Origin of the sequence: Thalassoroseus pseudoceratinae, from assembly GCF_011634775.1 — a bacterium.
In the GTDB taxonomy this organism is placed as follows: domain Bacteria; phylum Planctomycetota; class Planctomycetia; order Planctomycetales; family Planctomycetaceae; genus Thalassoroseus; species Thalassoroseus pseudoceratinae.
The window spans coordinates 160,365-186,325 of record NZ_JAALXT010000007.1; the positions used below are offsets into that span (position 1 = coordinate 160,365).

Sequence of the window (25,961 nt, forward strand, 5' to 3'; positions counted from 1 at the left end):
GTCTCTCAAAAGGCTTCATCTCAGAAAGTGATTCGATCGATCAACAAGCACATTCTTCACCGCAGCAGGAGAGGTCATCGAGATACATCCCCCATTTGCGGTACTCTTCGAGTTCTTCCGCCGGCAGTCCCAGCGACGTCGCAATTGCCTTGGCGACAACGGCGAAACGCTGCCGGTATTTGTAGATGAAACAAAAGACATGGTTGTCATGCCGAACAGCAGGACCGCACAGAAACATTCCTGAAACCGTGGTTGACTCATCGTGTTCGCTCAGAAGTGGGAAGCCGTCGTCGCGTTTCGCAAATAAATCCGCAACGAGTTGGTGACTGCCCTCGAACCCACCTGCAAACAACGGCGGCACCTTCGTGTGAAACCGTCGTCCATCCACACTCGTGACCACATAATGATTCTTTTCGCGAGCAACAGTCTCGATCGGTGTGTTTGGATGTAACTCCACAAAGTCTTCGAACCACTCCTCGCCCATCCGTTCTAGGGAGTACGTCGAAAGCGCAATGCTAGGATCCGAACTCTTTTCTTCCCACGGACAGCCTCGATCAAATAGGCGAGACCGTTTGTCGAAATAGGCCAAATGGTAGGCGGCATCGATACCGCTCTCGTAGCCGCCAATGATGATGAAGTCGTCGCCGTCGAGATTCTCGTAGCTCGGGATTGTCGCCGTGTGCACGCAAAGTTCGCTGCCTGCAAAACCGTTCCGACGTGGGTACTGAAATTCGCCAGCGGCCCAAATCACATGTTTGGATCGCAACGGTCCATCAGCTGTGTCAACGCGGAACTCCTGGTCAACTTTGGCAATCCGTTCGACATTTGTGTTCTCACGAATCGGTAGCTTGAAATACTTGGCAACGCCCCGCAGGTGTCGTGCGTAATCGTGGCCGGTTGGGTGCTCCACTTGCAAACTAAACGCCGGTGAAACACCAACGGCGATCGAGTTCAAATCGAGCATACCAATGGAATTGGTCGCAAAAGACGGCGTGATGAATCGAGTCTCCGCCGGCCAACGAGCAAATGATGCTCCGACAGTATTTCGCTCAAGTACCACGAAGTTTTCAACCCCAGCGTGCATGAGCGTAATTCCAACTCCCACTCCCGCTGCACCACCCCCCACGACAATGACGTCGTAGACATTTGGATTCATTGCAGTCTTCATTCGGCGGTCTCCTCGATTTCGGGTTCGATGGGCGGAAACGGATCCTCCGAATCCCCCGGACGCGTGGCCTCTGAGCAAACCCCAAATCGGTTGCGTAACAACGATCCAGGACTCTCTCGACGGAATTGGTCGACTTCGTTCTCATGTGCAGGCAACACCATGAGCATGGTCCGTTCTCGAGAGCAGGCAACTGCCAAGACTGACAGATCGGCTCCAGCAAGATCTCCATTGACCCCAAAAGTGCATTTGCAATTTAAGTGCAACAAAGGTAGATTTGCAACACGTGGCGAGATTTTTTTTGCGAGCATTCAATTGCTCCCGATGAATCCACCTCATGGGCTATCCTGCAACCGTACTTGAGGCGAACAAACCGATGAATCAAGATGCGACTGCCTGCGATTGGGCTCGGCAATTGATTCAGGCCGCCGGTCTGCGAGCAACTCCAGCACGAATCGCAACTCTCCTAGTGCTTCGTGACTCACCAATTCCATTGTCACACGCCGAGGTGGCGGATTGCTTGCAAGACCGGGAGATTGTCAAAACGACGGTCTATCGGAATCTGAATGCGATGACGACGGCCAATCTGGTGCGTCGCTTAGAACTTGGCGATCACGTTTGGCGATTCGAATTCATTGCTGAGGCGGAGCCAGAACATGAGTCTCAATCACGATTTGTATGCGTGGATTGTGGGGCCGTCGCATTGCTCGAAGAAACCGGAATCACGAATTGGAGTCCGCCGGCAAATAGGAGTCTTGGGCAGATCACCGAGATCCTACTTCGAGGGGTCTGTCACGACTGCACAGGAATTCCAAGTCGGCAACATTACCGTGACAACCAACATCCGGGATCTCGTGAAATCCCGGAAACTCATACTATCGAGCCACTAGGTTACGACGGACGACATTCGCACGAACGTCTCCGCGAATGCGAAGAAGCCGACACGCCAACGGTCCTGCATCGACGATGATTCACGTCTAGCCAACTTGGATTGCCGTTCCGAGCTTAAACAGAATCATGCGACCAGTGCCAACCAGTTCTATCGATAGACAGCCGTACTGTTTTCAGTTCAGCAGCGAAGCGTTGCTGTATTAGGAAAGAGCCGCGATGACAGATGCCAGTCCATTTCCGCAGTCGTACCGTCAATGGCGCACTTATATTACCGAACGTTGTGGCATCCAGTTGACGCAAACGTTTGTTGATTCGCGATTGAGCGAACTGCGAGATGCCGCTCACCCGCGGACACGTCAGTTTCGTGAGAGGTATGGTGAGGGCTATCTTCACTCGATCATCGGCTGGTTCGAAACAGCACGTCAGGAAGTAGCATGATTGAGTTGACCAACCTCACGAAGGTGTACGACGGCGATGTTGTCGCAGTCGACCGTTGGGCACTTTCGGTAGCCGCTGGAGAGGTCTATGGACTGCTGGGACCGAACGGAGCGGGAAAAACGAGGACGCTGCGTATGATCCTCGGTCTATACGCACCCAGCAGTCATGAAGCGCCGATCCAGGGGTGTCATGTAACTACGGAACCGTTTTTGCATAAAGCTGCTCATTGGTTTGGTCCCGGCCAGTGCTGGGCTCTACCAATGATTAACTCCACGCGAAGTATTACACGACTTTGTTGATAGATTTGGCTTGCAGACTAGAGTTGTAACTGCACGGGTGCGTGAGCTGACGCAAGTTATGGGACTCACACGCAGTCGGGGCAACGGCTTTGGTCCTGGCTGAAGACATATGTCATTGTATTCCTAACCGGTGTGGTACTAGTTCACGATTCACGACAGAAAAATCTTGTTTCAGCGGAGCGTTGATCATGGAATCAAAAGAAGAAAAGACACCGAAATTCTCTCAAAGGACGAGTGTGGTCCAAGTGGAAGAAGGAATGGAGCTAGCCCCCAAGTTTGATGCGACAGGCTTGATTCCTTGTGTGACCACCGATTTTCACACAGGCGAACTATTGATGCACGCGTATATGAACGAGGAAGCATTGCGCGAAACGATGGAATCTGGTCAGGCGGTCTACTGGAGCCGGAGCCGCAAGCAACTCTGGCGCAAGGGAGCGACCAGCGGATTGGTTCAAAGCGTTCGGGAGATGCGGATCGACGATGACCAAGATTGTGTGTGGCTGCGTGTCGAAGTCGCCGGAGGAGCCAGCTGCCACGTCGGCTATCGCTCATGCTTTTATCGTCGTGTTCCAGTTGGGGAAAAACGCAGCATTGGCGATCAGTTAGAGTTTACTGAGGACGAAAAAGTTTTCGATCCCCAGCAAGTCTACGGTGATGCTCCAAACCCAACGCAACTATAGGGTCGTCTACAAAGAGCGCACGTCAATCAGGGAAGGGCGTTTTACGTATCGCAGGATCTAGCCAGGCAAGGTGTCGACGACTTGCGTAGTGAAGGCTGTCATCAGAGATAGACTGCCTAGTCCATATTGATGCGCGATCACTAGTACCATGAGTCCCAATCTCCTCGATGTTTCGACAGTTCACGCTAGTTTATTTCCAGGAAGATTGTTTTTCCGTGTCTGATCAAACCGGTGGAGTCACCCATGAACAGCCTTGAGTCGATACCGAATCAGTCTCGTTTGCCGGTGACGGTGCTAAGTGGTTTTCTCGGAGCTGGTAAGACGACGCTGCTCAACCATGTTCTCGCCAACCGAGAGGGAAAGCGGGTCGCGGTGATCATCAACGATATGTCCGAGGTGAACATCGATGCTGAAATCACCGCTCGAGATGGAGGGCTGTCCCGTACCGAAGAGACCTTGGTCGAAATGTCCAACGGCTGCATCTGTTGCACGCTACGTGACGACTTGCTCAAAGAGGTGGCTCGGTTGGCCAAGCAGGGCCGGTTTGATTACCTGCTGATCGAAAGCACGGGGATTAGCGAGCCAATCCCCGTTGCCCAGACATTCACGTTCGAAGCAGAGGATGGCACTAGCCTAGGACACGTCTCCCGACTGGACACGATGGTCACTGTGGTGGATGCCGCCAATTTTCTTGCCGACTTCACAGAAGCAGACGCCTTAGTCAAACGCGGCCTATCGTTGAGCGACGAGGACACGCGAACTGTCACCGATCTGCTTTGCGACCAAGTTGAATTCGCGGACGTGATTGTGCTCAACAAGACCAACCTCGTCTCTCGAGAGAATCTCTGTAAGGTCGAGGCCGCGCTGCGGAGCCTCAACCCTGTAGCGAAGATCGTCCGTGCCGAGCGAAGCCAAGTACCCTTGGATGAGGTCTTGAACACAGGCCTTTTCGATTACGAGAAGGCCGCCTCCTCCGCAGGTTGGATTCGGGAACTCAATAACGAGCACGTTCCAGAGACAGACGAATATGGAATCACAAACTTCGTGTTTCGGGAGCGGCGACCGTTCCACCCCCAACGGTTCTGGGATTTGCTATACGACAAAGACTTTTGGACCGACGTATTGCGAAGCAAAGGCTTTTTCTGGATTGCCAGCCAGGATCCGGTTGCCTTTGAATGGTCGCAGGCTGGTGGTGTCAGCAACCACCGTCCGGTCGGCATCTGGCAGGCGGCCTTGCCCGAAGATGCCCGCAACCCAGACCTTGTCAACAATCTGGAATGGCACCCTTACTTCGGTGATCGCCGTCAGGTATTGGTTTTCATCGGAACGGGTATGAATGAGGCAGCTCTCCGCAACCGGCTGCAAAGCTGCGTGATGACGTCGGCGGAACTGGCCGCAACCGTGGACGCTCCCGGTGGCCTCAATGACCCATTCCCGCCGGTCGACCTCCGTACCGCTCTTGCTGGTGCAACTCGCTAACACTGCGAGACGCAGGTAGCAATCGCATGAGGATAAATGTTGAATCAATTTTTGTTGATATTCACTCGAACCCAATACGTCCTTGGGCAAAGTTCGTTGAAGGGAAATGGATTAGGTATGGAACCTGAAACTTTCAAGCCAATCACTGCCTGGGACGCGGGTGTCGTCACGGAATTCATTGCTGGAGACTCCGACATCTTAGTTCAACCACGCCAATCGCTGAACTCCATCGCTCCAGCGATCCGGACGGCACGTGTCAGTGAATACTGGTCGATGGTTTGCCCCGAATCCATCGCCCGCGAGGTCCGATTTGGGCTCGGCGAGCTACAGATTCGGTCGCAAGTATTGGCCGGTGATATCGTCAGTCTAGCAACCGCATTCCTTGACCAATTTGGTCTGCCGCAGGCGAAACTACGAATCGAAGTGACGCGGTCGCAGTCTTGCCCAAAGTTCCACTGTGACTATTTAAACGTTCGCCTAGTCACGACGTACTTCGGCCCGACCACTCAGTACCAGTACGCGGGTGAAGACCCTGTGCATGAAGCCCCGCTGTATGGACTGGTTTTCCTTAAGGGTCACAAACACTCAACACACAGGAACACTGCTTTTCACCGCTCGCCAGAAGTTCCGATCGGTGAGAAACGGCTGTGTGTGGCGATCGACTACTGAGCAACACTGTCAACGACTCAACGCCATGTCCACTATGCTGCGAATGCTGTAACATGTGTCGGCGAGACGACGAATTTCCGACGAATGACTACCGTACTCAAGCGATTCGTCGTACTTTGCACGCCTGATGGAACCTGTGCCGGTAAGAATGGAAGTCGCCTCTTCGACGCCAACGAGATCAGCACAAAACGGCGGCTTCCGAAAATCTTCGAATCGTATGAAATCACAGTGAATCAAGGTTCAATCTTTGGCAGCATCGTACGTGACCTTGCTCACATCCACTCGAAGTTCCTCTAATCGCTTTGCAACGTCATCGGGTTTTTCTTCTTGATAGCGACCACCAATTTGCTCAGCAAGAAACGCTTCGATTTCGGCATACATCGCCATACGGTTGACTGGTTTGGCAAAGCCGTGCCCCTCATCATCCGCCAATAGGTAGCTGACTTTGTGTCCCTGATCTCGCAACGCGACCACAATCTGATCGGCTTCGGCCTGCTTGACTCTGGGATCATTAGCTCCTTGCACGATCAGCAATGGCTTGGATATCTTCGCGGCACTAAAAAGCGGACTCGCCTCGCGAATGCGTTGCTTCCCAGCTTCTGTCATTGGGTTGCCGACCATACCGTATAAGAACGCACGTCCTGATTCCCAATAGGGTGGGATTGAATCAAGCAGTGTGAAGATATTGCTTGGGCCAACAATATCAACACCGCAAGCGTACAGATTGGGTGTAAACGCCAAGCCCGCGAGTGTTGCATAGCCTCCGTAACTTCCCCCCATAATGGCCACGCGATTCTTGTCGGCAATGCCTTCTTTGATCAAGTACTTCACCCCCCAAGTGATATCATCTTGCATGAGCTTGCCCCATTGCAAATCACCAGCATTGAGGAACTTCTTCCCGTACCCGCCGCTAGCGCGAAAGTTAGGCTGCAAGACTGCATAGCCTCTGTTGGCCAGGAATTGAACCTGCGGATTGTAGCCCCATGAGTCCCGAGGCCCTTTGGGGCCACCGTGAACAAGAACCACAACTGGTAGATTCTTCGCTTCCATTCCGACGGGCACAGTCAAGTAAGCTGGAATCGATAGACCATCGCTGCTGGGGTAGCGAATTGAAGTCATCGACGCTAAATGGTCTTCAACATTCTTGAGTTCCGGACGGGGGGTGTATTGATGAATGAGTTCATGTTTCTGTGCGTCAAAACACCACGCCTCGGCCGCGTACTTGTCGCCATGGACCGCAACTAGGAACTTGCTGTAGTCATTCGTAGCGCTTTGAAACGCGATTTCTCGTCCTGGAAATTTCCCTTGCAAGAACTTGTAGTTCGATTCCCAGGTTTTGTCTCGCCAATAGTAGCGAGTTTTATCCTCTGTATAAGACGTGGCAATAATCTCCCGCGTATTCCGGTCCATCCGCAACCCGCCGAAATCGACTTGCTCCTGGGGATCGCTTTCCAGAAACATCAAGGTCTCCGACTTAGGATTCATCTTGTACAAAGTCATCAAATCGAGTTCACCTTTATTGGTGACCAGATAGATGTTTTCGTTCTTGGCATCCCATCCACTGACACGCGCATTCTCTGTCACTGACGTTTCATAGATGGGCACTAACTCATCGTCGTCTTTTCGCAACAGCGTTGTGTTTCCTGCTGCATCAGTTCGATTCAGCAAGCGGAGATTGTCGTCCCAATCGAACTCATATCCCGTGATGCGGTCTTCATTTTGGTATATCAGCGTTAGTTTGCCTGTCGAAATCTCGAGTCGATAGAGGTCATGCCATGCCTTGTCTCGGTCATTGAGACCAACCCACAACAAGTCTGGGTTGTTTTGACTGGCGTGCATGATTCGAGCAGTCACGTCTTTCAAAGGCGTCAGATTTCGTGCGGCTGGCGTTTCCTTGTCGGCTTCCGGCATCGCACTAGGGTCGACGGCGAACAGGTTGATGTTTTCGTCGCCATCTGAGTCCTTCACGAATAAAATGTACTTGCCGTCTTCCGTCCAAGTATAACCATACAGTGGCCGTTTACTGTCAGTTAGGGGACGAGCCTTGTCAAAAGGCTCTGCGAACTTCTTGACCCACACATTCATGATGCCTTGGTAGGGCTTCATGAAAGAGATGAACTTGCCATCGGGGCTCAATTTGCCGCTCGAAATCTGTGGGTTTCCGAAGAAGAGTTCTCGATCGAGCAACGGAGTATTTGGCATTGCTTCTGATTGATTCATCTGAGAGAAGGCCGAATGTGAGCATGTTCCGCCAATCAGTAGAATTAACGTGATTGCTAGTTTGATGGGATATCGTCTATTCATTGCAGAACCTGATGAGATTTGAAGAGTATGGCTTTGGTTTAACGATTAGTTCCATCAAAGGTGCCTGATGAACGACGAAGGCTCCCATCCGCATTCCGGTTTGCTCCATTGCAAGGCAGGTCTTCAGTCGCCGCACCGAATGTGCTGTTAGCAGTGTAAAACTCACGACGACTCACGATGGGTACCCCTTGACGCGTGTTGTTGTGCGGTCAGTACGGAATGTCGGTTGGATAAAACAGTGTTCAAAAGACTCTGCTATGCCAACCGAGCCGAGCAAGTCAACAGCTCGCAATGTCTGCTTCACATGTGTGCCACCGCCACACTTTAACGCAAAACAGACTCATTTGCAATTTTAGTGCATTTACATTAAGCAATCCGACGGATGTAACTCAAGTGCGAAATATGACAAGAGTTCACTGGGGATTCTGCACGATACAGACATAAGTCAATTGGTTTTGAACAGAATCGGAACGCCGAATTCGTTAGCATTTTATACACTTGTGAGCACCATCAATGAAGAGCGTCATTTCCTCTCGCAGTCGTCGTGTTGGGTTTACATTCGTTGAATTGATCACCGTGACCGCTGTCATCACGATTTTGATCGCGTTGTTGGTACCAGCAATTCTGCAGGCTCGCGAAACGACACGTCGGACAGAGTTTGGATACTATCACTGGCAGGTTGATGTGGCGACCCAAGTCTATCGTAGCAATCATTGCGTCTTGCCACTGCGAGCAAACTGGTCTGCCGGCGATCTCACATCCATCGAACACCTTGCAGTGGTGTGTCAGACAAGCGGATTGCAAGAGCCGACAACCCGTGCGACTCGAAATGGCTATCAGTTTCGCTCAGGACGCTGGTGGCATTTCTCTGTGAGACCAATGCGTCTGCCTCCAAATCCAGGTTCGGTCGGCAGTGTTGAAACGCCGCATGACGACCGCAGTTTAAACTTAACCGCCAGCAGTTCGTGTTTCGACGAGATCACACTTTGCAATGGTGCCGTTCGTATGGTCAACGCGGTCCACAAACCAAGTTCCGAACTTCAGTGACTTCGTCGTTGTCAGGGCGAGGTTCGTTTTTGTTTGGTCCAAAGCCGTGGATGAAACAAAAAGCCGGGACAAGCGTTCGCTCGTCCCGGCAATCTTAGTTTGGTTGATATCGTCAACAGAATCCTAGTTTTTGCTGACTCTAGGATTGCACGAAACCAGTTCGGTTGCGGCCTGTTGTTGGGTTCCAGAAGAACAACTCGTCGGAATTCGGATCACTAAATACGTCTTCGGTGAGTCTAGCAATGAGTTCATAGTCGCCGTTGATTCCCTGGAAACCAATTGCGTCGTCAATGGCAACTGGTGGAGTTTCCAGGTTGAGACTGGTGGATGCGAGTCGATTGGGGCCGGTGTTGCTGTTCCAGGCGAATACGTCATCCAGTCCGTCGCCATTCAGGTCTGCAACTTCGACGCGATCGAATTCGTTACCGTTGAAGAGCGTTGTCGGGAAGTAGTTTGTGACAACATCTTCAAACGCCGTGGTTGTGTCGGCATCCTCAGTCGACAGCGAAACGATGCGGTTTTGACCGCTTCCCATATCAATAAAGAGCAGTTCATCGAGACCACCAACCGCGAATTGACCGACTTTCACGGTGGAATAGTCGCCATTGATGAGCGTTGTCGGGATGACGTCAGTTTGATGATTGTTGAAGTCGGTATCAGAACCGGGGGTGACGACTTCCAAGTGCACAAAGCGGTTTCGACCGGTGGTTGGATCCCAGAAGAAGAGATCGTCCACTTCGCCACCGTCAAAGTCGCCGACCACAAGTTGAGCAAAGTCATTGCCGTTGACGGATGTTGCAGGCACCACGTTCGATTCCACTGTGCCAGCGATATTTCCCGTCTCGCCGTTGACATGAATCAAGCGGTTGCTGCCAGTGGACGGGTGCCAGAAGAGCAAGTCGGTTCCGCCGCCGCCATCGAAATCACCAGTGACGACCTGTGTGAAATCGCTGCCATTGATCATGGTTGTTGCGAACGGATTGTCTTGCACCGTGCCGTCGCCAAAGACGATGCGGTGTTCCCCGCTAACGGGATCCCAGAACAACAAGTCATCACCTTCGGCTCCCGCACCGGTGGGCATGGCATCGAAGTTGCCACTCACGACGTGCTGGTAATTGCCGTTGATCATTTCGTTGTCCACACCTTCATCAACAACGGTCGCCATTTGCGGCATCAATGGTGACGGTGCGTCGGCGGCGATCGTGTGTGGCTGTGGTCCATTCGGTGGGTCGATGCTGAAGTACAGTGTTGTAATGCCGCTTTCGCTGTACGGGTCGATGCCTTCGTCGAATGTGCCGTTGCCGTTGGCGTCCAGGAATCCGCTGGCGAAGACGTCGATCTCATAAACGCCTGGCTTCGTGAACGCCCAGTTGTAGTGACCATGGCTGCTCGCCGGCGTGAACAAGCTATCCGAATCGTCGATTCCATCGCTGCTGGCCATCCAAACCGTTGGTTCGTCCAGACTGCTGTTGTACAGGCTGAACTGGCCACCCTCGGGACCTCGCATTCCAAGCAACTGCATTTCGATCCATGCCGCATCTGAATCGACGCGAGGATCCATGTTCGTGTAGGTGGCAAACGCATTCCGCGGGCTAGTGCTTGTTGAGATGCCAAGATCGGGCACCATCGGCGGAGCGCCGCTTTGAGGTAGCAAATAAATGTGGCTTCCGGGCTCAGCGCCCAAGAAGGCGAACTCGTTACTGCTTGGTGCAGGAACCATACTGTCAGGACCACCGACGATCAACACTTCGCTGACATCCAAATCGGAACCCGGTGCTTCGAACGTCCAGAGATTTTCACGGTACTCCATCGTGATGTCAGCATGGCCACCGGTGAAGAATTCGGTGATCTGACGCGCTGGTCTGCGCTGCAACGTGTAAACCTCGCCACCAAGAACTGGTGTTGCTAGCGGGTTGCCTTCCAAGTCAACGATACCCGCCACTCCGTTAGTCAAACCCAACGCACCGCTGCCAGTGCCGGTGTCGACCGTTACAACGTACTCGGTTCCATCGCCGCTGACATCGGTGACCGCAGCCCCCGTCAAGCTACCCCCGAAGTTCGCGGCGAAGGTTTCTGTGGTTATGCCAGTGACCGGCTCGTTAAAGGTGACAGCAAATCGAACGGACTGAGCAGCGGTTGCGGCCGGACCCAGTCGCGTGATGCTGGCAACCCGCGGAGCCGACCCGTTGATCACCACACCGCTCAGATCGGCCATCGGCAAAGTGCGGTCCACATCATCGCCAACCGGATCGGTCATCGCTGCTCCGGTTGGCAGGGACACCATCATGGAAGCCAGTGCGATGCCATTCAGGTCGGAATCGTCGCCCTGGACCGAGTAACGAAATGTCAGGGTGGGTGTGCCGGTCCCTGACAGGTATTCCGCTGTCACCGTCTGATCACCAATCTGCAATTCGATCGCGGGCGTGCCAGTCACGTCGACAGGAACACCGAAGTGAACGTGCAAATCGATCGCCGCATCCTGGAGGTAAATGCCGTCCTCCGGGACGATCATTTGGTTGGCGAAAAAGCTGAGCTGATTCTCGTGAACCACGATCGCGAACGGATTATCGACGTCACCCGCAATCACGTCCATTTGTCCGTCGCCGTTGAAGTCAGCCAGTGACGCGTCAAACATCGAAAACTTTGGCGAACCGTCTATTGCAATGATCTGGCGGTCGCCAAACGATCCCGTCCCATCATTGGCGTACCACGAAACCGAGGTGTCGTCGAAACCGGCCGCCACCAGGTCCAGATCGCCGTCGCCATCGATGTCGCCGACGTCACCACCGAAAACGCCGGACTCGTCGACGGCCACCACCCGCTTTTCAAACGTGTTGTTGCCTAAGTTTCGGTAATACGCCAACTCGCTCGCGAAATACGATGTCGAAACGATGTCGATCAATCCGTCCCCGTCGAGGTCACCGCTATAGAGGTTGCGAACATCGATATCGCTATCAGCCAGAACCGAACTACTGAACCCGCCGGTACCATCGTTGACGAACAACGTGATTTGCTCAACGTCATTGGAGCCGACCACCAAGTCGATATCTCCATCGACGTCCGCATCAAAGGCGATCATTGCGTTTCCGCCAGTCAGGCCGGTCGCGATCTCCTCGGCAATATAGGTTCCGTTCAAATTGCGGAACAACCGAACCACTCCGTCGTTGCTGACTGAGGCAAAATCGACGTCTCCGTCACCGTCCAGGTCGCCTCCAACCGCGTCCCGGTGGCCACCCGCACCGGCAATTGGCACCGGGGCTCCGAAGTTCCCGTTGCCGTCGTTGGGGTGGTAGTGGAAGGTGGTGCCCCCAACGATGACAACGTCTAAGTCACCATCTTGGTCAGCATCGACCGAAAAAACGTTGCCAATAAAATCGGACGTCCCTGGCAAGATCGTTTGCCGCTCACCAAACGTCCCATCCCCTAAATTCGGTGCCCAAACAACCTCGGTCAGGAAGGTCACATCAGCAAAACCATTGACCAAAGCATCCGGCAGCCCGTCACCGTTCAGGTCGGTACCGATGGTGTTATACGCATACCCGGGTTCAGGCATGACGACCTCCGGCAATGCGAACGGAACCGCAACCGGAGGCAGCGGGTCGGCTGGCAGCGTCACGGGAGTGGGTTCGCCTGATTCGTTGATCTGGAAATACAACGTCGTCACGGCACTTTCACTGTAGGGATCGACGCCCGGATCGAGCGTGCCGTTTCCGTTGGCATCGAGGAAGCCCGACGCAACCACGTCAACCTCGTAGATACCGGGCTCGGTGAATGCCATGATGGTGTGATCATGGCTGCCTTCACGCAGCCAGTACGCGTCGTCCATATCAATCCCATCGGACGATGCCATCCACACCCGTGGGCCTTCGATTCCAATCGAGTACATTGAGAACTCGCCCCCAGCCGGACCGCGGACGTCCGCCAAATCGAGACGAATCCAGCGGCTGGTCGTGTTCACACGCGGGTCGGCTTCCAAATAGGCGGCGAATGTTCCCGGTGTTGTTTCCTCGGCTCCTAAGCCCAAGAACGGTAGGTCTGGGGTCGGCGATCCAGGCAGAACGTACACGGTGTCGTCAGTCTCACCCAAGAACGCCCATTCCGCGCCGCTGGGGGTCGTCTCGGCTGAACTCGGCCCGCCCACGGTCAGCACTTCGTCCGGTGCAAAATCGCCCGCGGGATTGTCGATGTGGAAACTCAGATCCCAGTTGCCATCGACGAAGTTTACACCCAAGTCCGCATGCCCTGAGGTGTAGAAATTCGAGATGGTCCGCACCGGACGTCGATTCAGCGTATACACCTCACCGCCAATGAATCCGGTCCCAAGCGAACTTCCGCCGACATTCGTGATCGTGGCTGCGTCCAGCACGTCTAGTCGGATCGTCCCGATACCGGTTCCGGTCCCCACGGTGACCATGTACGAAGACCCGTTGCCTTGAACTTCGGTCACGACCGCACCGGTCACGCCATCAGCAATGACTTCAAAGTCAGCTACATCCACACCACTGACGGACTGGTCGAATTCAACATGGAATTGGACAAACCTCTCGGCGGTCGGGTTGTCATCGGTGCGAGTGATCGCCGACACCAGCGGGGCGATTCCGTCAATCAAGACGTCTGAAAGATCCGTCGCTGGGACATCTAATCCGTTTCCGGTGATTTCGTCACCGACGACATCAAGAAGGGAACCGCCATTCGGATTGATCGCGGCTCCGAGTTCCACTCCGTCCATGTCATCCGCGCCAGCCAGGACAACATACCGGAACGTTAAGGTGTTTGTTCCTGAACCACCGACGTAGGCGAACTCCACCGGGCTACCGTCCACCGTGCCCGGAATGATTGGCGTCCCCGTCACGGTCACAGGAGACCCGAAGTACACACCGACATCGACAAACTGACCAGTCCGGTAGGTCCCGGCTGCCGGTTTCAAAATAGCCGTGGCCGACTCGCCAGTCAGGTTCTCGCTTCTAAACACCGCTGTGGCATACGCGGCGGCCAACACATCTTTGTCCCCGTCGCCATCCAAATCGACCACGGGGGTTGCCATGATGGCAGTCCCGCCGGTTGATGCGATCGTCCGCGGTGCGTCAAAATCTCCTGCCCCATCACCTGGCAACCAGACAACTTCGCCATTGGCACCGCTGCCAACCAGCAAATCAACGTTGCCGTTGCCGTCCAAATCCTCAGCACTCAACCGATAGGGGGTGAGCACGGCACTGGTCAGGACTTGCTGTGAACCGAAGTTGCCACTGCCATCGTTCTCGTACCAAGCCACCTTATTGTCGTAGGATGCCGAGACAAGATCCTTGTCGGCATCTCCATCCAAATCGACAGCGAGAACGCTAAACGGCCCTGACAAATCAGAGGTGACAGTTTGAGGCATCCCAAAGTTGCCACTTCCATCGTTGGCTGCCCAAAGTACTTGGTTCAATGGGAAATTAGCCGCAGCGACATCAAGGTCACCGTCTCCATCCAGATCGTCGAACGCCAGTCCAAATGTGTAGGGGACGTTGAACGGAAGCGTTCCACCCGTGCTGAAGTTGCCATCACCGTCGTTGCCGTACCAAGTGATTTCGCCGACTTCCTGATTGTTGGCCACGGCATCGAGATCACCGTCTCCGTCGATGTCAGCCAATGACACGCCGAGAGTCCCTTGAGACACTCCTGGAAGATCGACAATCGCCTGTCGAGCACCGAACGTGCCGGAACCGTCGTTGGAATACCAAGCCAACCCAACACCGGTCTCGGCCACGATCACATCTTGACTTCCATCTCCGTCCAAGTCACCCGCGAGTGCGGCATCGGCTCCGACCGCCGCCACCGGAATCGCATCGCCGAAGCTTCCGCCATCCAATGGCAACCAAGAGACGGAGCTAAACGATGGGACGAGCAGGTCCGTATCGCCATCGGCATCGAAGTCTGCGACATCCGCACCGACCGGCCCTTCCGGGGCTGTCGAAACCACCTCCGGCATGGCAAACGGGACCACCGCCGAAGTCAGAAGCGTCTTGGTCTCAAGGGCCTCGACGGCGGAGCCATACTGAGCGCGACGCCGATTCCGACCTTTCAGCCGGCTTGGTCGACGAATCGTTGGAACGCGCCGCAGGTCACGCAGGAACTCACGGAAACCGTTCAGCATTTTCAGGGCCCTCATTGTGTTTCGTCAGTGCAAAATAAGACTTCACAACAGCCAAGCCGTCCACCGGCTGGCCTTGGCATACATTCGGTCAACAGTGGTTTGCAGGACATCGTTTGGAGGCGTAAGGACCTTCCGCCAAACCGCCATAGACTCAGGCGTGCGGTCAGACTCCCATGTGCGTGATGCCTGCAACGTGCATGGAGTCACTGTCTTAACGTCCTCTTGCCACGATGTTTTCTCGGCGAGATCAGCCTCTCCATTGGGGTTGGCGACACTGAATGTCGCACACCAAGAACTAATGCAACAAACATCCTAGATGATACAAATCGCATTTACACATAATATGCAAATAAGGAGAGTAGGTATACTGGGGCTACCGGTCAAGCAGGTGATGATAAAATCATCTGTGAAGATTCCTCACATGGTTGCCCTGCAGGTTTGCAATCGGACCGTTCCAATTGACAGGCGGCAGAACTTACTCCGGTCGTTGCCGCGAAAGAATCATCACTCAGAATCCCAAAGCGTTGCGTCTAGTCGTCGAATGACGAACGTGGTCACGAGACTAAGTTGATAGCCCGTTGGTCAAGCAGATCCGTAAGATTATCGCCGCTTCTTCGCTTTCAGTCCCATTCGCCTTTTCCCTCCCGACCATGCGATCGAAGTTGAACTCGGACGGCGATCACCGGATACTCGATTCTCCACATCTCACGTCATTCGGAACGCTGCTCGATCGGAGGTCGGCCCATGCCATCCTGGACACAATGCCCCTGGAAAGAATTCGCGACGGGACTACGACATAGAACAACGGCACTCGTACTAACCATGGTGACACTGGTCCTGTCAGTTTGCTCGGAGAAAACCAGAGCGGCCGCGGAGGAACCGCCGCCGAACGTCGTATTAGTCCTGGCAGACGATCTGGGTTATGGCGACTTGGGATGTTATGGGGCTACGAAAGTTCAGACGCCCAACATCGATCGGCTTGCAGCCGAAGGGCGTCGGTTTACGGATGCTCATTCGGTATCGGCGGTCTGTACACCGTCGCGTTATGCACTGCTCACGGGCCAGTTCCCCGTGCGGGCGAACGATGGCCGAGGCGTATGGGGACCAGCCCCAGTGACTTCGCCGCTGATCGTCGACACCGATCAAACGACCATTGCGGATGTCTTCAAGAGTGGTGGCTACGACACGGCAGTCATCGGGAAATGGCATCTTGGCTTCGGCAATGGAAGAAACACATGGCAGGAGCCGCTTCGACCTGGACCACAGGATCTTGGCTTTGATTACTACTTTGGGATGCCGGTTGTGAACAGCGCGCCTCCCTATGTTTATGTGGAAAACGATCGCATCGTCGGTAGCGATCCTGACGACCCGCTAATCTATCTCGGTCGAAATGCCAAGAACGCGACACCGATCACGCCCATTCCTCCAGAAGCCGCAAACCGTGTTCGCAATGCATTTGGTGGGGCGAAGAAAGCCCATCAATTGTTCAACGACTATCGAGTTGGAACAACGTTCGCGAAGAAGTCTGTCGAATGGATTAACGACCGGAAAGACAAACCATTTTTTCTCTATTTGGCGACGACTAACATTCATCATCCCTTTACTCCAGCCAAACGGTTTCAGGGGACTAGTCAGTGCGGGTTATATGGCGACTTCATCCATGAACTCGACTGGATTGTGGGTGAGATTCTTACATGCCTCGAAGATAATGGACTCACTGACAATACGCTTGTGATCTTCACGAGTGACAACGGTGGAATGTTCAATATCGGTGGGCAGGCCGCCTTCAAAGCAGGACATCGTCAGAACGGCGACCTTCTTGGTTTTAAGTTCGGCGCGTGGGAAGGCGGGCACCGCGTGCCTATGATCGTCCGGTGGCCGGGCAAGGTGAAAGCGGGCACGACTTCGGACCAATTGATCGGCAATGTCGACATGCTAGCAACATTCGCAGCGCTCACGGGACAGAAGCTGAACGAAGTTCAAGAGACTGATAGCGTCAATATGCTTCCTGCGTTCGTCGCCGACCCGGAACAGCAGATTCGCGATCATTTAATATTAGCGCCGCATAAGAATACGCATCTATCGGTTCGCAAAGGAAGGTGGATGTACATCCCGCGGAAAGGAAGTGGCGGATTCGGTGGAAGCACTCCCGGGGGCCACACGTTCGCCGGACCCGCGGCAGCGAGTTTCGTCGGTTCAGTCAACAGTGATATTGAAGATGGAAAGATCAAGAAAGACGCACCGCCCGCGCAGCTCTACGACCTCAACGCGGATGTCAGTGAGACGAAGAACCTCCACGACGAATTTCCGGAAGTCATCAAGGAATTAGATTCTTTGTTGGCCAGATACAAACCAAACCCGTCTCCCAAGAAGCCGACTCCGCGTGGCAAAAACAAGCCCGCAAAGAAGACACCTGCGACACCAAGTCAGCGAAGCACATCGTTTGACTTCGAATCGGGTCGACTCAAACCCTGGAAGATCGTTGAAGGCCAATTCGGCCACATCATTGGAAGCCGAGAGCAATTCTTTCACAACAAAGGGGAATACAACAAACAAGGCAAATACTATCTTACAACACTCGAATCCTCGCCAATGGCAGAGAAAGGCAAGGATGCTCAAACCGGTGTTGTTGTCTCGCCAATGTTTGTTCCTAAGGCGGGAACGATGACGTTTCGTGTGGGTGGAGGCGACGGCCCAAACGTCTATGTGGCTCTCTGCACCGCTGACGGGAAAGAAGTTCTGCACGCACGCGGCATTCGAAATCAAGTCATGCAGGAACGCTCTTGGGATCTGACTGCATACGTTGGCAAGAAGATGTTCATCAAGGTTGTCGATCGCTCAACAGGCGGGTGGGGGCATATCACGGTTGATGACTTCCAGTTCGACGCCAAAGTGCTGGAAGACGAATAACTACGAAAAGAATGAGCAGAACCGTAACAAAATAGACGAGACCGCCGCCGTTGGTTATTGAGTGCAACATCGAATGACCATCCTACGCACTCATAGCCCATGCCTGGCCGAATAATGTGACTCTTTGATCACGCTAGCAATTACACTAGCGTGATCAACGAGATCGAATCGAGCTTGTATCTCAGTCCACCAAAGCGTGACCACACACAAAACTAGTGAAGAGTCGACACGCCGTCCCAATCAAAGCCCTAGCGAGGTACGATGTCGACTATCCTGGCTTTACAGTTGGATCGCCAGCTTCGACAGTAAATGACGCTCGTTTCGTGACCTCGCCGCCTTGGGTTTCGACATCATCGACAACCATGTAGTCGCTGATCCAACTTTCCGGTGTCACCGTACACCGCACATATCCTCGCTCTCGGTTATAGAACTTGAGGCTCGGATTGTTCGCCAACATTTGGTCGTGATCTTTCGGCTTGTTTTGACCATTGCCTCCGCTGGAAATCGAGGTTCCCACGAATTCGGTGGCGACGACCGGTTCATCGGCCAACCGATCATCCAGCCGAAGTTCGTTGACCCAGTTCGAGTGGATATCTCCGGTCAACACGACGGGGTTCGGAACTCTCCGGTCGGCCAAGAACTTCAATAGCTGCCGCCGCTCCGCCGCGTATCCGGGCCATTGATCCATCGAGTAAGCCGGCGAAACCCCATTTCGATCGAACCCGACCAATCCCATCATGACTTGCTGAGCAAGCACGTTCCACTGACCACGCGAGGTGATCAGCGACCGTTGCAACCAACCGCGTTGTTTGCTTCCCAGAAGCGTATTGCTTTTACCCAAAGCCGCTTCGTTGAGGGGAGAATGTCGATCGTTGTTGGGCTGATCACTCCGATACTGCCGAGTATCTAGCACCATTAGTTCCGCCAGCCGTCCGAATGAGGCTTTGCGGTACAGTTTCATATCCGGTCCTTGTGGAAGCGACCGTCGACGGAGCGGCATCATTTCATAATAGGCCTGGTAGGCATTGGCCCGCCGAACCAGATATTCCACAGGATCGACATCAAGCTCTTCGGAAATCGCACCCGCGCAGTTGTTATCAAACTCGTGATCATCCCAGGTGACAAACCATGGGCATTGCGCGTGCATGTGACTCAGCAGTGGATCAGTCCGATATTGACAGTGACGAACCCGATAGTCTCCTAGCGACTCGATCTCTTTGCCAAGGTGCGTACGGATTTTGCCGTTTCGCCCCGATTCATACTCGTAGATATAGTCACCGAGATGGAAGACGAGATCAACATCGTCTTTAGCCATCTGCTCGTACGCGGTAAAGTAACCCTGCTCGTAGTTTTGACATGATGCGAAGGCAAACTTAAGTTGTGCGGGCATCACGTTCGGGCCGGGCAAGGTGCGAGTTCGACCGACCGGGCTAGCTGCGTCTCCGGAACGGAACTGGTACCAGTACCAGCGATCCGGTTTGAGGTTATTTAGTTCCACATGCACGGAATGCCCCAATTGTGGCATTGCTGTCGATGCCCCTTTGGCAACCACAGTTTTCAGGGTTTCGTCCTCGGCAACAACCCATTCAACCTCAACCGGAGTCGCAGGCATGCCGCCGTAGGGTTCAAGTGGTTTAGGAGCCAGTCGCGTCCACAAGACAAAGCCCCTGCTGTCTGGATCTCCCGAAGCAACACCGAGAGTAAACGGATCATCGCTGAACTTCGGTTTCGTGCCAGCGAGTGTCGACTGCGTCGTGTAAGGAATCGACGACAGTGCGGCACCGTACGCAAGAAAGAGTCGGCGGCTCACGCCACCTTCATAACGCACCGCATCTGCCAATCGAGAGAGATCAAGCATTGTTAAAACTTCCTGTCACAGACACGGGAGTTCACCTCACGCGTCGAAATACATAGTTAGCCGAAGACTTCCACACGTGAATTCTTGCGAACAAAGTCGTCGACCTCAAGCAAGGCAAAGATGTATTTCCGATGAAGTTCCCGCGAAGGCCCCTCCATAAACTTGGAAAAGAAGAATTGGAGTCGCCTTAACGATGCGACAATTCTCGTGTGACACGAACACTTGAGTTCGTCAGGGACGTAGGAAACAGAAAGAGTTGCTAGTCGCGGACGATCATATCCCGCCGGTCAACGCACTTTCAGAATTTAGCCAACTGGCTAGGAATTTGAACACCAATTCTCTAGGCCCATTGAATCTGGTGAAGACACCCCGAGTTCCACGAGTAACGACTCATGCTAGCAGCCTGCATGGTCTTGTCGAGATCGACCGATTGCTTAACTTCGTTCGCACGCTCTATTCAGCGTCAGCTTCGCATGCGACTGTTACCAATCATTTGAACTCGATTCGCAAACGGTTGCAACAACTCTTAAGAGTCTCGCAAGCACGAGGCAACCTCAATTTCAGATAGGTTACTCATCGACGGTGTTCAGTTCGCGGGGTTTGGGGGCGACGTCCGCTAGCATGACGTTGTTGAGGTATTCCAGTTGCACCCGCTCAGCTTCCGCAAGCACACCTTTGAGCTTGCAAAACGACTGAATGGCACAGACGTTCTCAGTGTCGATGCAGTCGAGCAAGTGGAGATTTCCCTCAAACCGCTCCACGACTTCACCCAGCCGAATTTCCGTCGGTCGCTTCGCTAACTCAATACCGCCACCCAACCCACGAACACTTCGGATGTAACCATAACGCGAAAGTTGATTGACGACTTTCGCGACGTGATGCGTCGAGATACCGAACAACTCCGCCACGTCGGCAACTTTAGCACGCCCCGTCCGCGACGCGAGGTACATCAGTGTTCGCAAGGCGTAATCTGTTTGTGTGGTGAGTTGCATGGTGACATGGACAGAGTGGTGGTGATTGATGCCGGAAACCAAAACATCTATTTCTCGTGCATCTTTCACCTAAATATCGACATTCTCATCCAATTTGTCAAGGCATCCGTGAGACTGCCGCAATGTGCAAGCCGACTATGAGACTCGCACTCTCTGAACCTATTCAAACGCGAGTTAAATACAGAATCCCGGTTTGCCAAGACATCAAAGCAGGGTCTGTCTCATGCCAACCGGGAACCAAAGGCGTATTCGTATCCATCGCGGAAATAAAAGACCACAGTTCTGAGGTGCTATTGTTTGGCACGATGCCGACGAAGGAACGAAATTTTAGGTTTACATCCCAGCGGCAAGCGCTTCGAGATGTCGGCTAAAGTGATCGGCTAGCACTTCGGTGTAAGTGTCCGGATGCGATTCCAAGACCGACCGGACGGCGGGTCCCAGTTCAGGGTCTGTCAACGTCGATCCAAACGTGCAGTGGAGAATCTGTCGACCAGGTTCGGTGAAGCCGACACCTTGTGGCACATCAGCCCAGCACTCAAGATAAACTTGTTCCAGCTTTTTGGCGTCTAGGCCATCAGCAGTAGGAACGGCGTCGTTCGTTGCGGACACATGATAGGTCGCTTTGTCGATGTCGTAGCGATCGCGGCCGAATTGTACGATGCGGCGGAACAGGGCCTCATCGTGTCGAGCCACAACCCGAAGGGCTTCGAGGTAACTAGTGCCGGCGGTCTTCACATGGAACCGACCCTTCGTCGCCCGTGCGAGAGCGGCATACATCGAAAGTTTGTCTGAGCCCGAATGCAGACTCAGCTTGTAGGGGCCAAGCATTTCGGCAATTGCGGCATGATCGTTCAACGATGCTTCCAGGGCAGCAACATCGCCTTTGTAATCCACACCCTTTTCCAGTTCGCCAATAAACCGTGGAGCCAAACTAACGAGTTTCATTCCACCTTGAAGACACTGATCGGCAATGATGTAGTGCTCGGCTAGTGTTGTCGGCTGATCAGTCTCATCGACAGAGAGCTCGATTTCATAGTCGCCATTTTTCGCTTCGTGAACCGATTTGATATGGTCTCCTAAATGGAGCGCCCGCTGAATTGCAGAGCCATATTTGACTGCCGCTCGCATGCAGGCTTGCTCGTCTAACTCCACTTTCGAACCGGAGGGCAGGTCGATCGACTTGCCTAAATAACTCTCGTACCAAGGAGCCGACTCGCGGGCAGACTCGAACTTCTCACGGAGTGTGGCCTCATCATAGTCATCGGCCTTCTGGTCGACATCGTCCGACGGGTCAATCGTAAAGAAGGTGAATCCGACCGCTGCGGTGACATCAACATCCTCTGGGGTCTTCAAGTGATCCGCATCCGCCCCAATGCGCCCCTCCCAACCCGCGGATTTTGCACCGTTGAGGGCATCGTCCATTACCTGTTGCGGTGTCCGTTGAGTGCGTGTCATTTCGCGAATGGATTGCTGCGGAAAGATCGGCTCGATCCCATTCGCCGACCGTTGCATCGCCACGACATGACCAGGCGTTGCGAGTCCGATCCGATCACCGAATCCAAAACTCGGAGCCAATCCTAGTGTCACACATTGCGGTTGTTCACTCATTGTTATTGATCTTTCTATACCTAAGATTCAATTGTTTTCGAAGGAGAATACCTGTCCATAGATGCTAAACATCATCGATATGTTTGATACGCGATCCAATGGTTCTGCTTGGTCGTTTACTTTCAACGGCGTTAGACAACTTCGATCACTGCTTTGATCACGCCAGATTCGGGGCGAGTGAACGATTCAAAATCAGAAATGACATCACTGAACGACGTCCGGTGGGTGATCCAAGGTTTCGTGTTGATTGTGCCATCTTCGATTAGACCGATGATGCGACCGAAGTCGCGAGGAAGAGCATTTCGTGAACCTTTGATCGTCATCTCCGGCTTATGAAGAGCCGGATGTGGAAAGGAGACTTCCGCCGTGGTAATACCAACGTAAACGAGCGAACCGGTATGGGCGACATAGTTCAAAGCGTTCGACATCGACCCGTTGTGGCCCGTTGCATCCGTCACGACCGCGTATTTATCTCCACCGGTAATTTCTTGGATCTGTTCAACTTCACTGCCATCACCTTTGAACTGAATCGTGTGCGGCACGCCATAGTTTTCGCGGCAGAACTCCAAACGAGACTCAACCATATCCATCACAGTAATCGTGGCACCGGTCAATCGGGTGAACTCCAGGGTCGCTAATCCAATTGGTCCCGCGCCGATGATTAGCACATGGTCACCCTCCTGCGGGGCACCTCGGTCGCAGGCGTGGCAACCGATGGCCAACGTCTCAACCAATGCAAGTTGCTCGTACGAAATCTTTGCAGACGGATGCAATTTGTCTGCACGAATTAAGAATTGCTCGCAAAGTCCACCATCGACCATTACGCCAATCACATTCAACGACTCGCAGCAGTTCCCGTTGCCTTTCCGGCAAGCAAAACACTTGCCGCAATTCATGTAAGGTTCGACACTGCATCGGTCTCCGACTTTGATATCCGTGACGCCATCCCCGACTTCTAACACTTCCACGCCGAGTTCGTGTCCGGGAATCCTTGGATAACTGAAGAACGGCATCTTGCCAAGATAGCCACTGTAGTCCGTTCCGCAGATGCCCATACGATGGGTCCGCACTAGAGCTTGGCCCGGTCCGGGAGCACCCGGTTCGGCGATTTCAATGTGTTCAAAGCGTTTCGGTTCTTGAAGCTGGATGGCTTTCATTGGTTATCCACTGTTGAGCAGTTATTGAAATTGTGGTTTGAGACTCTGTGACCAAAACGTGAAGACTTCACGTGAACATCAGATGAGAACGGGATCGACGAAGATACGATCACGGGATCTAAGCATCGACTGTGGGCTCATCATTGTTTTCCGGACGACCTTCAATATAGAACCAGTTGTGGATCGGTTTAAGAATCTCTAGCACTTCCGCGAGCAAAGTTTCATCGAGCGGTTCTTCAGTCCAATCGACCCATTGAGAAATTCGCTTAGGGTTTGCCGACCCCGTAACGCAAGTTGTGAAGTCAGGATTTGCTAGGGAAAATTGCAACGCCAGTTTCGCAATATCCACATCACGACTTGCACAGTGATCCGCGGCTTGCTTGACGATCTCGCGGACTTTAGGTGTCGCTTTATGCCACGTCGGCAACGGAGCGTTCGTTAGCAATCGTGCCGAGAATGGAGCAGCATTCATCAGACCGACTCCCTGTTCGTGACAAATCGGTACAAGTTCCAAAGCCATATCGTTCTGCAACGTATAGTGATTGTAGGTCAGCAGCACATCAATCTTGGCGTTATTCAGGATGTACTTAAACATCTTCATGGGATAGCCACTCACCCCAATGAACCGCACCTTGCCTTTCTCCACCTGCTTTCGAAGAGCGGGAAGCGTCTCTTCGACGATCTGCGACATCTCGACGAACTCCAAGTCGTGACACAACACAATATCCAGGTGATCGACCTTCATCCGCTCCAACGAGATGTCGACGCTCTCTTCGACTCGTCGGGCACTGAAGTCGAAATGTTGTCCCGCGTAACGTCCTAATTTGGTTCCAAGATAGTAACTGTCCCGAGGAATTTCCGGCAGCACGCGTCCCAGCAGCATTTCACTCATCCCACGACCGTAGAACGGTGACGTGTCGATGAAATTCATCCCGCGGTCAATGGCCGTATGCACGCTTTGGCAGGCTTCGTTCAGATCAATATTGCGAAACTCCGCTCCCAACGAGGACGCCCCGAAGGAAAGCGTTGTGAATTCCAATCCCGTTTTTCCAAGTGGTCTCTTTTCCATGTTCAATCGACTCCCGTGGAAGATTTCTATTCTTGCGCACTCGCAAAATCACAGAATGCAGAGGGACGCAGTTCATCGGACCCGAGAACCGCGAAGTTGTGTTATTCTGGTAGTATCGTGAGAATTATGTCTGAGAACAGCGACAAACCAAATAGCCAGACTTATCATTTGCATGTCAATTTTTAACCGAAACCCATGAGCCAGAATACACCCTCCGAATCGCTCCCGCCGTTTGTTTCTCGGCAGGTGACTGAAGCCCGGCGATTCTTTTTGAATCTGGACCCGAGCCGGCAGGCCGCGCTGGAAGTTGTGTGCGGCGGGGTGGAACGGATGCGTGCCGAGTACGTCATCGACCGCAAAGATTTCCCCTATTTCGCCGTTGAGCTTGTCGCTGAAGGCGAGGGCGTTCTTGCCATTAGCGGCGAGAAGTATGCGTTGTCGGCGGGCTCTTTATTTGCTTACGGGCCCCGCGTTCCCCACACGATTCGCAACCGAGCCGACAATCCCATGCGGAAATACTATCTTGATTTCGTGGGAACGCGAGCCGCCAAACTGCTTCAATCCGCCGGGCTGCGAACAGGCGCTAAACGTTACTCCGCCATCGCGGTTGGCGGGTTGCACGAACTGACGGATATCTTCGAGATGCTAATTCGGGAAGCGAGTGAGACGGGTCCCATCGCTTCGTCCATCTCTGAATCGTTGACTCAGTTGTTGTTTCTGAAGATCCAGCAACTAAGACTTCCGAAAGGCAGTTCAATGCCCAGAGCCTATACAACCTACGAACGCGTCCGCCGCTACATCGAGGAGAACTATCTCGTTCTCGACACCGCTCAGGATGTCGCCGACCAATGTGAGATTACGTCGGTCTACCTTTCCCGCTTGTTTAGCCGATTCGCCGATTGCGGTGCCTATCAGTTTCTGCTCCAACGCAAGATGAACTACGCAGCCGGGCTTTTGATGAACGAAGGTTTGTTAGTTAAAGATGTCGCGATGAAACTAGGCTTTGCAGATCCGTTTCAGTTCTCTCGAAGCTTCAAACGTGTCTATGGGATTCCTCCCACTCGATTAGTCAGCACGGGCCAGTGACTATCAAGACAACAGGGGCCGCTAGTTTTGAGAGTCGATCGGCTCGGGACAATTATTGTGTCGCAAGTCTCGCTTCGGGTTTGGTGGATTCAATCCGTATGGGCACACGTTGGTTGACGTTACCCGGTTTGCATTTCAATGAAACTTGACAACTTTCACGCTTGCACGAGACA

At 53.4% G+C, this 25,961-nt stretch carries 16 protein-coding genes; 8 read left to right on the forward strand and 8 right to left on the reverse strand.

The features are described 5' to 3' along the window. Positions 1-40: 40 nt before the first annotated feature. The gene (locus tag G6R38_RS23240) at positions 41-1,168 is read right to left on the reverse strand and encodes an NAD(P)/FAD-dependent oxidoreductase (protein ID WP_240928350.1); all 1,128 of its coding nucleotides are present in this window, start codon (positions 1,166-1,168) and stop codon (positions 41-43) included. A 334-nt stretch (positions 1,169-1,502) separates the two neighbouring features. On the opposite strand from G6R38_RS23240, the gene G6R38_RS23245 reads away from it, so the two are divergent. The 5 genes from G6R38_RS23245 to G6R38_RS23265 all read left to right on the forward strand — a co-directional run bounded on the left by G6R38_RS23245 (position 1,503) and on the right by G6R38_RS23265 (position 5,621). Continuing rightward, positions 1,503-2,135, forward strand: a complete 633-nt coding sequence (locus G6R38_RS23245) for a Fur family transcriptional regulator (protein ID WP_206028697.1) — start codon at positions 1,503-1,505, stop codon at positions 2,133-2,135. A 355-nt stretch (positions 2,136-2,490) separates the two neighbouring features. After that, on the forward strand, positions 2,491-2,793 hold the full coding sequence (locus G6R38_RS23250) for an ATP-binding cassette domain-containing protein (RefSeq protein ID WP_166831184.1): 303 nt from the start codon (positions 2,491-2,493) through the stop codon (positions 2,791-2,793). A gap of 188 nt (positions 2,794-2,981) precedes the next feature. After that, positions 2,982-3,473: a phosphoribosyl-AMP cyclohydrolase gene (gene hisI / locus G6R38_RS23255; RefSeq protein ID WP_166831185.1), complete on the forward strand. Its 492-nt coding sequence runs from the start codon at positions 2,982-2,984 to the stop codon at positions 3,471-3,473. A gap of 243 nt (positions 3,474-3,716) precedes the next feature. Continuing rightward, positions 3,717-4,952 carry a GTP-binding protein gene (locus G6R38_RS23260; protein ID WP_166831186.1) on the forward strand — a complete coding sequence of 412 codons (1,236 nt, stop codon included), beginning with the start codon at positions 3,717-3,719 and terminating at the stop codon, positions 4,950-4,952. A 117-nt stretch (positions 4,953-5,069) separates the two neighbouring features. Continuing rightward, positions 5,070-5,621, forward strand: coding sequence for a DUF1826 domain-containing protein (locus G6R38_RS23265; RefSeq protein WP_166831187.1), 552 nt, complete (start codon positions 5,070-5,072; stop codon positions 5,619-5,621). Between the two features lie 240 nt (positions 5,622-5,861). Here the strand turns inward: G6R38_RS23265 and G6R38_RS23270 are convergent, their stop codons facing one another. Beyond that, on the reverse strand, positions 5,862-7,823 hold the full coding sequence (locus G6R38_RS23270; RefSeq protein ID WP_240928352.1) for a S9 family peptidase: 1,962 nt from the start codon (positions 7,821-7,823) through the stop codon (positions 5,862-5,864). A 615-nt stretch (positions 7,824-8,438) separates the two neighbouring features. On the opposite strand from G6R38_RS23270, the gene G6R38_RS23275 reads away from it, so the two are divergent. Beyond that, positions 8,439-8,972: a type II secretion system protein gene (locus tag G6R38_RS23275; protein ID WP_166831189.1), complete on the forward strand. Its 534-nt coding sequence runs from the start codon at positions 8,439-8,441 to the stop codon at positions 8,970-8,972. A gap of 139 nt (positions 8,973-9,111) precedes the next feature. Here the strand turns inward: G6R38_RS23275 and G6R38_RS23280 are convergent, their stop codons facing one another. Next, positions 9,112-15,108, reverse strand: coding sequence for an FG-GAP-like repeat-containing protein (locus G6R38_RS23280; protein ID WP_166831190.1), 5,997 nt, complete (start codon positions 15,106-15,108; stop codon positions 9,112-9,114). Positions 15,109-15,930: 822 nt separating this feature from the next. Here G6R38_RS23280 and G6R38_RS23285 point away from each other — a divergent pair. Beyond that, on the forward strand, positions 15,931-18,018 hold the full coding sequence (locus G6R38_RS23285; RefSeq protein WP_166831407.1) for a sulfatase family protein: 2,088 nt from the start codon (positions 15,931-15,933) through the stop codon (positions 18,016-18,018). A gap of 268 nt (positions 18,019-18,286) precedes the next feature. Here the strand turns inward: G6R38_RS23285 and G6R38_RS23290 are convergent, their stop codons facing one another. From G6R38_RS23290 to G6R38_RS23310, 5 genes are all read right to left on the reverse strand, one after another. Beyond that, positions 18,287-19,876, reverse strand: coding sequence for an alkaline phosphatase D family protein (locus tag G6R38_RS23290; RefSeq protein WP_166831191.1), 1,590 nt, complete (start codon positions 19,874-19,876; stop codon positions 18,287-18,289). Positions 19,877-20,445: 569 nt separating this feature from the next. After that, positions 20,446-20,868, reverse strand: coding sequence for an RrF2 family transcriptional regulator (locus tag G6R38_RS23295; protein WP_166831192.1), 423 nt, complete (start codon positions 20,866-20,868; stop codon positions 20,446-20,448). 333 nt (positions 20,869-21,201) lie between these two features. Beyond that, positions 21,202-22,476 carry a tagaturonate epimerase family protein gene (locus tag G6R38_RS23300; RefSeq protein ID WP_166831193.1) on the reverse strand — a complete coding sequence of 425 codons (1,275 nt, stop codon included), beginning with the start codon at positions 22,474-22,476 and terminating at the stop codon, positions 21,202-21,204. A 131-nt stretch (positions 22,477-22,607) separates the two neighbouring features. Beyond that, positions 22,608-23,633 carry a zinc-binding alcohol dehydrogenase family protein gene (locus G6R38_RS23305; RefSeq protein WP_166831194.1) on the reverse strand — a complete coding sequence of 342 codons (1,026 nt, stop codon included), beginning with the start codon at positions 23,631-23,633 and terminating at the stop codon, positions 22,608-22,610. A 118-nt stretch (positions 23,634-23,751) separates the two neighbouring features. After that, positions 23,752-24,702: an aldo/keto reductase gene (locus tag G6R38_RS23310; RefSeq protein ID WP_166831195.1), complete on the reverse strand. Its 951-nt coding sequence runs from the start codon at positions 24,700-24,702 to the stop codon at positions 23,752-23,754. Between the two features lie 195 nt (positions 24,703-24,897). On the opposite strand from G6R38_RS23310, the gene G6R38_RS23315 reads away from it, so the two are divergent. Next, positions 24,898-25,788, forward strand: a complete 891-nt coding sequence (locus G6R38_RS23315) for an AraC family transcriptional regulator (protein WP_166831196.1) — start codon at positions 24,898-24,900, stop codon at positions 25,786-25,788. The last annotated feature ends 173 nt before the right edge of the window (positions 25,789-25,961 follow it).